This window comes from Spongiactinospora gelatinilytica, from assembly GCF_003236385.1.
GTDB classification, from domain to species: Bacteria; Actinomycetota; Actinomycetes; order Streptosporangiales; family Streptosporangiaceae; genus Spongiactinospora; species Spongiactinospora gelatinilytica.
Genome location: NZ_POUA01000344.1, coordinates 1 through 8,245, shown reverse-complemented (window position 1 = coordinate 8,245; position 8,245 = coordinate 1). Strand labels below are relative to the sequence as shown.

Here is an 8,245-nt window from a genome sequence, read left to right as displayed (position 1 = left end):
ACCGGGCCTCCTGGCATCTACCCGGACCGGACTTCCACCGGCAAGCGACGACGAGCTTACGAACACAAGATGAGCCGCTATGTCACGGCTTCACCTCCGTTCTACTGGGCGCACGAAAAAGGCTCATTGTGGAACACCGGCTCCACCAACGGTTCCAAGACCATCGCGGCCGCTGTCTGCGCTATCCGATCAGCGACCGTGGGCACACCAAGTACCCGCATCCCGCCAGCCCCTTTCGGGATCTCTACCATCCTCACCGGGGGCGGGAAGTATGCTCCCGACGACATTTGATTCCAGAGTTTATACAGGTTCCCCTTGAGATCCTGCTCGAACCCCTTGATCGACGCCGATTCACCCCTGCGGCTCCTTTATTCGCGGCCACCTTCCGATACGCCTCCCATATCAGCCGTTTAGAAATCTCGAACGGCTTCGATTTCGACACTCACGCCAGTTCCTCCCACATTCGTGGTTGACCAGCCAGCCAGTCATAGATGACCCGTCCCCTTCGCTCCACCCGCATTACACAGGCTTCATCACTACTACGAGACGGTCCGCCCCTGTGCTCCGGCTCAGTACTCTCCACCTTGCGGATGCCATCCACTCGGTGTTCTCCCTTTCGCACCGCCGAGGCTTCGGCGGCAACAGTTCCGGAACGACAGGTTCTTTTGTTCCGCTTGAGAGCCTGAATCGCGCTCGCGCCCTCTTTCATGCCGGACACCACCAGGGCAGTAGACAGGTATCTCCCTGACTCATCCCGCAGCACAGCCTCCTGCCGCGGTTTTGATGTCGTCTTAAGCATTTCGACACGTCAACAAGGGTTCGGGTTTACTCGCCTTCGCGATCCATACCTGACGCGCTCACCGGCACGCCTTTTCCGTAACGCTCACCACCCCGGCTCTTAACCGGCGCAGCTTACGGCGGTTTGCAGCCTCCGCCTGCATGGCGACTGCGGAGGGCCCACCTCCATCTCTCAAACAGCATCGTGCCAACACGCTCCCGTCTTCCGGGACGCGCGCTGGACACGTTCAGGACACACAGTCGGGTGGCCCGGGGGGATCTCACCCCCGGGCTCCCACAGATCCGTGCATAACAGTCTCCCATTACACGGCTCTTACCGTCCCGCCACAAGAGCGCCTTCCGTTGTCCACCGCCAGTGCGCGAAGAGCCCCGGCGCCTGCTGCACGAGCCGCTCCCACCACGCCTGGATGCGTTTGGATGAACGTAACCGTCTATATTTCTTGCGAGCCCACCGCATCAGGTAGGTGTTGATGCGCCTTAGGAGAACGTACATCTGGGACCGGTAGAAATGACCCCAGTAATTCATCCAACCCCGCACGATTGGGTTGATCGCTTCCGCGAGGTCGGCCAGAGTGTCGTTGACGCGCCGATGAAGCTGCCACCGGCGGACTTCCCGGCCTTTGGCGGTCAGCTTGTCCCGGCTCATGGCGGGCAGAAACGCGGTGAAGCTGCGCCCCTGCTTGTTTCGCGCCTGGCGCGGACGGAAGGTGTATCCCAGAAAGTCGAACGAGACGTGGCGGTAGCCGCCTCGCCTGTTCGCATCCTTGCAATACACTATTTTGGTCTTGGCCGGGTGGAGTTTCAGCCCGACCTCCTCCATGCGCTGACCGATCGCGACCCGCACCGCGAGCGCTTGGCGCTCGCTGGTGCAGTGCACCACTGCGTCGTCCACATAGCGTTCGAACGGGACGGACGGAAAGTTCCTTGCCATCCACACATCGAAGGCGTAGTGAAGAAACAGATTAGCCAAAACAGGAGAAACAGCCGACCCCTGCGGGGTCCCTTGTTCCCTCTCCTCAAGAGAACCATCCGGATGCTGGAGCGGTGCTCGCAGCCACCGCTCCACATACAGCAGCACCCATCTCTGGTCGGTATTAGCCGTTACCGCTTTGACGATGAACTCCCAGGGAACGCTGTCGAAGAACTTCTGAATGTCTAAATCAACTACCCAGTCGTATTTCCAACAGCGCTTCCGGCATTTGGCCACCGCGTCTATCGCCGATCGCCCTACCCGATAGCCATCGGAGTCGGTATGGAAGATTTCTTCCGTGCGCGGCTCCAATCTGCTGGCTACCACGGTTTGCGCGATTCTGTCCGCGACCGTCGGGACACCAAGAATGCGGACCCCTTTTCCTCCATCTTTAGGTATCGGCACGGCCCGCACCGGAGGCGGGAAATAGGCACCTGAGGACATCCTGTTCCAGATCTTGTAAAGGTTGTTCTTCAGATCCTTCTCGAAATCCTCGATCGTGACGCCATCCACGCCCGGTGCGCCCTTATTGGCCTTGACCTTCTGGTACGCCTCCCAAACCTCTCGCTTGGAAATCTGAAACGGCTTCTCTTCCGACTTTGGCTCGCCCACTCGATCCCTCCCGGAGATCCCCGGTTGCCCGAACGAACTACCCCGGACGGTCCGGCCCCTTCGCTCCCTCCCCATTAGAGCGTGTTTGAGAAGATCGTTTAGGGTTCAAGGGCAGATGTAGCGGGGTTGGCGTCGTGCGGGTCCGCTCCGGGTGAGGCGGCGGGCCATCCCCGCGATGGCGGCCCAGCGGATCAGCGCCTCGGAGACGGCCGGATCGCGTTCGTGGTCGCGGGCCAGGCGGCGGCAGGCGGTCAGCCAGGCCAGTGTCCGTTCCACCACCCAGCGGCGGGCGATGACGTTGAAGCCGGGCTTGTCCGCGGGCTTGCGCACGATCTCCAGGGTGGTGCGCAGCCGGTCGCGGGTCCAGTCGACCAGCCGCCCGGCGAACCCCTGGTCGGCGAACACGTGCCGGATCGGGGTGGTCAGGTAGGCCGACAGCAGCGCGGTCTTGGCGCCGTCGCGATCCTGCCGGCTCGCGGCCATCACCGCGACCGTTATGAGCAGGCCGGTGGTGTCGGTGACGATGAACCGCTTGCGCCCGTTGACCTTCTTCCCGGCGTCGTACCCGCGGGTGGAGCGGCCCACGGTGTCGGCTCCTTTGACGCTCTGGGAGTCGATGAGCCCGGCGGACGGTTCATCGGCGCGGCCGTCGGCGCGGCGGGCTTTGACGCGCAGCTCGGTCAGCAGGGTCTCGGTGACGCCGGCGGCCTCCCATTGCTGGAAGTACCAGTACACGGTCTGCCAGGGCGGCAGGTCGGTGGGCAGGTACCGCCACGGGCATCCCGATCGGACCACGTACAGGATGGCGTTGACGATCTCCCGGCGCGGGTGCTTTTCCGGGCGTCCGCCGGTGTTCGGCTCGGGCAGCAGCGGCTCGATCAGTTCCCACTGGGCGTCGGTCAGGTCGGAGGGGTAGCGAGCGGGGGGCATTGAGCCACTTTGGCGGTATCGGCATGTCTCGTCACGCCGCCACGCCGGACATGAACGATCTTCTCAAACACGCACTTACAGGGGTCTCGTCACTACTACGGACCGGTCCGACTGCATGCCCCGCAACGGTACTCAGCGCCTCACGGTTATCGCCGCTTGCGCGCGCTCCCTATTGCCGCTCACACCCCTGCGAGCGGCAGTGTCGGGGCATGCCCTCCCACGTTCCACGTGAAAGCCGCCGACCGCCCCCGCGCCTCCTTCCCGGTGATCGCGATGCCACCGACCCGCTGGAGTGACCTGGACCTCATCGCCCGCTACGAACACACACTGCGCCGAGACGAGCAGCGGCTCGGCCTCAGCGACCCGGCCTGGCGATCCCTTCAGCCCTACTGGCAGCAGGTGATCCTGCTGCTGGAGGTGTACCGGCAGATCCGCCATGCCGACCATCCGATCAGCACCGATGTGGTGGACGCCCTTGATGCCGGTCACCGGTGGCTCATCGCCAACCGCTGGCCCAGCAGGATCTCCCAGGGCGCGGCGTGACCCCGGCCGGCGGATGGGGCTACTGGACGGTGATCTTATGCAAGCCGGACGCCGTTCGCGATCGAGGAGGGCCACGTACTGACCGGCGGGCTGGGCGAGCAACGCCGCTACGCCCTGCAACACCACTTCGGATACCAGATCTGGGAGGTGGATCACCCCCAAGTGCACGCCGCGCACGGCAGGGCTCTGCAAGGCTACGACCTCACCGACGACCAGCGGCGCCGCGCTGGGCATCGCCGTCCTCGGCTCCATCGGCACCGCCCTGTACCGGTCGCGGGTCCTCGACGGAGTGCCCGCTGACGTCCCGGCAGAGGCCACCGAGGTCATCGGCTCCAGCCTCGGCGCGGCCATCGGCGTCTCCGAACGGCTCCCTCCCGAAGCCGCGCCCCACCTCGCCGCCCTCGCCCGGCACGCCTTCACCGACGGCCTCGCCGCCGCCACGCTCACCGGCGGGCTCATCCTGGTCGCGGCCGCCGTCATATGCCCGTTACTGCTCCACCGCGGCAGACAGTCGCCGTACGCCGGCCAGGAGCGGGACGCATAACACGGGGAGCAACGGTGGCATCCGCTGAGACCCCGGCGGCAGGGTGGAAATCGCCGCCGGGGTCGATCGGCCGGGTCTCGGCGCTGCCGTCGCCGGTCTCAGACGCTGCGATGCCGCAGTGCCGTGCCGGCGGGCCGCGCCATCGATCTCGTCATCCGACGTCGTCGATGGTGCCGCGTCCATGGCAGGTGGTGGTCGGCTCGCCACCGCCCGTGCACCTCAGCCGGAACGAGAAGTAGCCCTTCCGGCCGGCTTCGAAGCGTTTCTGCGCATTGTCGTGGTTCGTTTTGACGAAATCCGTCCAGATGGCCTCGTTGCAGCCGCTGTTCGTTGTGCAGAACAGCAGGTCACCGCTGAGGGTGTTTCTGCTGTCGCCATAAGGAACCAGCGTCAGCACGACGGTCTCGCCCGCGGCGTAGTAGCGTGCTTCCGACGTGACGCTGTACTGTCCGATTTCGATGATGCGGTTGGCGGGCACGTTCGCGGCGGCGGGTAGCGCGGTGGACATGACCAGGCCGATGATCAGGCAGATGCCGGCCGTGATTCGTTTCAATGCTTCCTCCTGTTTCGAATTCCGCGTGTTCGGCGTGTCGTCGACCCTCTGATTGAGGGCGTCAATGGCTTGCTGTCGATAAACGCCGGTGCTGGGGCTGGAGGTGGTCGGATCGGACTTCGCGTGATCGGCTGTGGTCTGCAATAAAGTTTCTGCGGCGACGACGCCCATGTCATCAGCAGTAAGCGCAGTCCTCCGCGCATTGAGTGCACTGGCGCCGCCTGTCCGGCGATGGCACCCTTCTCCCCGAAGGAATGCGTGGCCGGGAGGTCTCATGCAATTGGTCTTCGACAGTTCAGATTTGCCTGCTCATGAGCGCGTGGAGGGATGGCAGCACGCCACCTCGTCTGCATTGGTGGCCACGAGGTTCCACATCGGAAACCCCTCCGTATTCGCCGCGCGACTCGACGTGATGTCTTTGGGGGCGGCCCATATCACGACAATGTCCTATACTAATCTGTTCTCCATTCGGACACCCTTATTGATCCGGCGGTCGGACCCGGAGCACTACCAGATCGCCTTCATTCGCGCCGGGCGGCAGGGGATCGACCAAAACCGCACGCGCACTCTGGTACGTCCCGGTGAGCTGGTGCTCTATGACAGCTCCCGGCCGTTCGAGGCGTCGTGCACCGACCCTGCCCCGGCGTCGACGATCGTCCTGCAGTTCCCCAAACACCTACTGCCGCTCCCCGCGGCTCGTGTGGCCCGGCTGCTTGCGGTCCCGCTTCCGGCGACCCGCGGTATCGGCCGCCTGCTCACCCGATTCGTCACCACGCTGACCGAGGACCGGATCGACTTCACGCCGTTCGACGCGCTGCGCCTCGGGCACACCGCGGTCGACCTGACCGCCGCGGTGCTGTCCCACCACCTCGATGAGGAGGCCCCATCGCCGGGTTCCCAGGCACATCTGCTGGTCCTGCGCATTCTGTCGTTCATCGAGGAGAACCTGGACCGCCCGGACCTGGACCCCGCAGCCGTCGCCGCGGCACACCACATCTCCGTGCGCTACCTGCACCGGATCTTCCAGCAGCACCACGTCATGGCCGTCACCGCCCACATCCGGACCCGGCGCCTGGAGCGCTGCCGGCGCGACCTGGCCGACCCGGCCCTGGGGCACGTGTCCATCGCCGCCATCGCCCTCCGCTGGGGGTTCACCCGGCCCGCGGATTTCAGCCGCGCGTTCCGGCGCGAGACGGGCTTGTCACCCAGTGAGTACCGTGCCGCGGCCCATGCCGGGATCATCTGAACGTACTCGGAGCGCCCCGCCGTGGGCGCCCGTTGAGACATCGACCACACACTGATCGATGCCGGTACGGTCCTACGTCCGGCCTACGCCGCGGCGTTCCACAGGGCGACGGGCATCGCGCTGGAACAGCCGTGACGGTTCGACGGCCGTACCGAGCTGGCCGCCGCGACCGACGCGTTGCGGGCCCATGGACTGGATCCCGGTGATGGGCTGCTCGGGGTCTTCACCGATGTGCTCGTCGCGGAACTGCGCAACCGGGCCGGCGAGCTGGCCGCCGACGGGCATGTCCTGCCCGGTGCGGCCGATGCGCTGACCGCGGTGGGCGCTGTCCCGGGAGTACGTCAATCGGTGCTCACCGGCAACCTGTATCCGCTCGCGGTACTGAAGATGACCGTGTTCGGCCTGGCCGAGCACGTCGACTTCCGCCTTGGCGCCTATGGGGACGACGCCCTGGAGCGCACCGACCTGCCGGCCCACGCCTTCGCGAGGACCGAGCGGTACCTTGGCCGGCGCCATCACGACGCTCCGCTTCCGTGTGCGAAAGTAGGCGCGGCCCTCCAGCAGCCGGTGCGGTGACCACGAACGTTCGCAGAGTCTGATTATGCCGCCTTAGCGCGGGGGCGGCCCCAGCGCTGTTGGCTGCGGATGCGGACGCGGGCGCGGGCGCTCCCTAGCACGGCTGGAGCACCAAGTAGCCGTGCTCACCAGCAATCAGCCGCATCGTCCTGTGACCCACTGGTGCGAGAGAACGTGAATTCCCGAGTAGAGATTTCCTCTACCCCCTTGTCGAGTGCAACCCACGCGGGTGTTCCACCCGGTGTCCCTGTAGTAAGCCACTCCATTATAACGAGACGCCGTGTCCGTATTCCTGATCGACTTGGGCTCGGTACCGGCCCACGAACATTTGTAATCTCCGGTCGACCAGTTAGGGTCATCAACTGGCCACATGCAGCGGGACCCTTTTCCATCGCGCCCGGTCCAGAAACACACACTTCGAGCGTTACATTCGTAAGCGGCAAGGGGGACACCGGTCGCGTCGTCCCATGCGACGGCACGGGAAGGGGCTGTGGCTGACAGGTTCGCCGCGCCGATCGCGGACTGTGCGCCGGCCGTGGACGCCGGAGCCTCCACGGGGGCAGCCTGGGCCGGCGTGGAGGATAAGATCCCGGCTGTCCAGGCTGCGGCCGCCGTCAGGGCGGTGGCCTTGCGAAACGCTCCCATCGTGACTTCCTTTGTGAGAGAGGGGTTGGTCCGATGTAAGTGCGCTTTCGCGGGAATCCTATCCGATGGCACATTTGCCCGCCACAGGTGGCGGGCACGGCAACACCTGGCTGCTCGCCCCTCTGCCGGACGCGGCCCGCGCCGTAATCCGTTCGAGTTCACTGGAGGTAAGGGAGGCGCGCGCCGTTATCCGCGCTGAATGGCCGTCAGCTGTTCCAATGTCAGTTCCTGTGTGCGGTTGGCGTCCGGGCTGGTCGCCCATGCCAGGATCCGCGGATCGACGTCCTGTCCGTGCGGCAGGCCGTCGCTGGCGGTATCCCGTCCGCCGGAGGCGATCAGCTTGTGCAGGTATCCGGCGAGCTCGCCCGGTCCTCCGCCTCCGTAACCGACTCCGTAGCCGTGGCCCTCTGGCGAAGACGTCGTCGGGACGCAGATCCAAAGGTGCGTAGGTGGTGTACGCCCACTGGTCCGTGCCTCCTTCGGCCGATCGGGAGTGCCGTGCGAGGACGGGCAGGCCGAACTCCGGATCGTAGAAGGTCTGGCGGCAGACACAGCCCGAGCCCGCAATGGCCGCGGGGCTGTTTTCGTTCTCGTCCACGAATGGGTGGAACAGTTCGGGGATCTCCTGGCTGTCGACGGGGCGGTCAGGTGGCCGGCGTGCTCGGGGTCGAGGACCTCGATCCATTGCACGCGGGCGAATCCTTCGTCCGGGCTGCGGCCGGCGGCCGGGTGACGGGCCGCGATGGCCTCGAGATAGTCGCCGGGGCGCAGTGCGTGGGCGGGCAGGGTCGTCGTGGTGGCCATGCGCGCCGGGCGGCCGTTGTGGCG

General features: G+C 65.5%; 9 protein-coding genes. 5 read left to right on the top strand and 4 right to left on the bottom strand.

Features of this window, described 5'->3' with window-relative positions; all coding sequences use genetic code 11:
* On the top strand, positions 1-291 hold a 291-nt coding region (locus C1I98_RS44520), incomplete at its 5' end, for a hypothetical protein (RefSeq protein WP_233508334.1).
* An 820-nt stretch (positions 292-1,111) separates the two neighbouring features.
* Here the strand turns inward: C1I98_RS44520 and ltrA are convergent.
* On the bottom strand, positions 1,112-2,380 hold the full coding sequence (gene ltrA / locus C1I98_RS30980; RefSeq protein ID WP_199537336.1) for a group II intron reverse transcriptase/maturase: 1,269 nt from the start codon (positions 2,378-2,380) through the stop codon (positions 1,112-1,114).
* Positions 2,381-2,485: 105 nt separating this feature from the next.
* Complete coding sequence (locus C1I98_RS30975; protein ID WP_111170920.1) at positions 2,486-3,310, bottom strand: IS5 family transposase; 825 nt, start codon at positions 3,308-3,310, stop codon at positions 2,486-2,488.
* A 228-nt stretch (positions 3,311-3,538) separates the two neighbouring features.
* On the opposite strand from C1I98_RS30975, the gene C1I98_RS30970 reads away from it, so the two are divergent.
* Complete coding sequence (locus C1I98_RS30970; protein WP_146607740.1) at positions 3,539-3,853, top strand: hypothetical protein; 315 nt, start codon at positions 3,539-3,541, stop codon at positions 3,851-3,853.
* A 289-nt stretch (positions 3,854-4,142) separates the two neighbouring features.
* The gene (locus C1I98_RS30965) at positions 4,143-4,397 is read left to right on the top strand and encodes a hypothetical protein (protein WP_111170918.1); all 255 of its coding nucleotides are present in this window, start codon (positions 4,143-4,145) and stop codon (positions 4,395-4,397) included.
* Positions 4,398-4,548: 151 nt separating this feature from the next.
* Here the strand turns inward: C1I98_RS30965 and C1I98_RS30960 are convergent, their stop codons facing one another.
* On the bottom strand, positions 4,549-5,121 hold the full coding sequence (locus C1I98_RS30960; RefSeq protein ID WP_146607739.1) for a hypothetical protein: 573 nt from the start codon (positions 5,119-5,121) through the stop codon (positions 4,549-4,551).
* On the opposite strand from C1I98_RS30960, the gene C1I98_RS30955 reads away from it, so the two are divergent.
* Positions 5,120-6,196 (top strand): AraC-like ligand-binding domain-containing protein, encoded by a 1,077-nt coding sequence (locus C1I98_RS30955; protein ID WP_111170916.1) that lies wholly within the window; start codon positions 5,120-5,122, stop codon positions 6,194-6,196. The genes C1I98_RS30960 and C1I98_RS30955 overlap by 2 nt on opposite strands.
* 177 nt (positions 6,197-6,373) lie before the next feature.
* A complete protein-coding gene (locus tag C1I98_RS30950) occupies positions 6,374-6,772 on the top strand; it encodes an HAD family hydrolase (protein WP_146607738.1) in 399 nt (132 codons plus the stop codon).
* Between the two features lie 135 nt (positions 6,773-6,907).
* On the opposite strand, the gene C1I98_RS45850 is transcribed toward C1I98_RS30950, so the two are convergent.
* Positions 6,908-7,417, bottom strand: a complete 510-nt coding sequence (locus C1I98_RS45850; protein WP_111170914.1) for a peptidase inhibitor family I36 protein — start codon at positions 7,415-7,417, stop codon at positions 6,908-6,910.
* Positions 7,418-8,245: the final 828 nt, after the last annotated feature.